At 52.9% G+C, this 2,154-nt stretch carries 1 protein-coding gene and 1 rRNA gene; both read right to left on the minus strand.

Annotated elements, in window-relative coordinates; genetic code table 11:
* Window positions 1-64 precede the first annotated feature (64 nt).
* Window positions 65-1,598: ribosomal RNA gene (locus tag AAE484_RS17285) — 16S ribosomal RNA — on the minus strand.
* A gap of 333 nt (window positions 1,599-1,931) precedes the next feature.
* A partial coding sequence (locus AAE484_RS17290) for a hypothetical protein (RefSeq protein WP_341939686.1) occupies window positions 1,932-2,154 on the minus strand: 223 nt, incomplete at its 5' end.

Raw genomic sequence — 2,154 nt, forward strand, 5'->3', positions numbered from 1 at the left:
TTACTGCTAATCCAGTCGATCAAGCAATGCGTGTGGACGCTTACGAAACTCTCAGCGTATCGTTTAAGGAGGTGATCCAGCCCCAGGTTCCCCTAGGGCTACCTTGTTACGACTTCACCCCAGTCATGAATCACACCGTGGTGACCGTCCCCCGTAAGGTTAGACTAGCCACTTCTGGTGCAACCCACTCCCATGGTGTGACGGGCGGTGTGTACAAGGCCCGGGAACGTATTCACCGTGACATTCTGATTCACGATTACTAGCGATTCCGACTTCATGGAGTCGAGTTGCAGACTCCAATCCGGACTACGATCGGTTTTATGGGATTAGCTCCACCTCGCGGATTGGCAACCCTCTGTACCGACCATTGTAGCACGTGTGTAGCCCAGGTCGTAAGGGCCATGATGACCTGACGTCATCCCCACCTTCCTCCGGTTTGTCACCGGCAGTCTCCTTAGAGTTCCCACCATTACGTGCTGGCAACTAAGGACAAGGGTTGCGCTCGTTACGGGACTTAACCCAACATCTCACGACACGAGCTGACGACGGCCATGCAGCACCTGTCACTGAGTTCCCGAAGGCACCAATCTATCTCTAGAAAGTTCTCAGGATGTCAAGACCTGGTAAGGTTCTTCGCGTTGCGTCGAATTAAACCACATGCTCCACCGCTTGTGCGGGCCCCCGTCAATTCATTTGAGTTTTAACCTTGCGGCCGTACTCCCCAGGCGGTCTACTTAGTGCGTTAGCTGCGCCACTAAGAGCTCAAGGCTCCCAACGGCTAGTAGACATCGTTTACGGCGTGGACTACCAGGGTATCTAATCCTGTTTGCTCCCCACGCTTTCGCACCTCAGCGTCAGTATCAGTCCAGAGTGTCGCCTTCGCCACTGATGTTCCTTCCTATATCTACGCATTTCACCGCTACACAGGAAATTCCACACTCCTCTACTGTACTCTAGCTGCCCAGTTCTAACTGCAGTTCCCAGGTTAAGCCCGGGGCTTTCACAGCTAGCTTAAACAGCCGCCTACGTGCGCTTTACGCCCAGTAATTCCGATTAACGCTTGCACCCTCCGTATTACCGCGGCTGCTGGCACGGAGTTAGCCGGTGCTTCTTCTGCGAGTAACGTCACCCCCGATGGGTATTAGCCATCAGGCTTTCCTCCTCGCTGAAAGTGCTTTACAACCCGAAGGCCTTCTTCACACACGCGGCATGGCTGGATCAGGGTTGCCCCCATTGTCCAATATTCCCCACTGCTGCCTCCCGTAGGAGTTCGGGCCGTGTCTCAGTCCCGATGTGGCTGATCATCCTCTCAGACCAGCTACAGATCGTCGCCTTGGTAGGCCATTACCCCACCAACAAGCTAATCTGACGCGGGCTCATCCAATAGCGCAAGGTCCGAAGATCCCCTGCTTTCCCCCGTAGGGCGTATGCGGTATTAATCCGAGTTTCCCCGGGCTATCCCCCACTACTGGGCAGATTCCCACGCGTTACTCACCCGTCCGCCGCTGTACTCACCCCGAAGGGCTTTCTCGCTCGACTTGCATGTGTTAGGCCTGCCGCCAGCGTTCAATCTGAGCCATGATCAAACTCTTCAGTTTAAATCATGCGGTCTTTATTTCGAGCTACTACAGACAACGTCGAAACGTTGAATACCTCAGCCCGAATACTTCAAAGACCTTAATTTTGCTGCTCAGACGTGTTGTTAACCTAAAAACATCTTTTGATGAATTGTCGGGTCACTTGCGTCTGACAATCTTTGTGTCGCTGATTGCCTCGCAAGCGCCCACACGCATTGCTTGATCTCGCTGTTAAAGAACTCTCGGTGAGGGCGACGCCTCGTACCGTGGGATGCGAATTATACGCATCAAATCCGTTTTAGCAAGTGTTTTTTGAATCTTTTTTGTCGGCCCCGAAGAGCGTCAAAAACTGTCTCAAAACACCGGATCGGTCAGCGGCCTTGCCGGCCTCTCGATCCGCTCTTTGTCCCTCAAGAGCTGCGCATTATACATCTTAACTTTCGCTTGTAAACCCTTAATTTTTAAAAAGTTTTTCAAGCTCCGGCCCGTCCTTCTGGCCTTCCCTCCGTCCCGTGAAGAGGGCGAACTATACGGATCTACACCGGACCGCGCAAGGGCTTTTTGAAACTTTTTTGAC

This window comes from Marinimicrobium sp. C2-29 (assembly GCF_038419845.1).
Classification (GTDB): domain Bacteria; phylum Pseudomonadota; class Gammaproteobacteria; order Pseudomonadales; family Cellvibrionaceae; genus Marinimicrobium.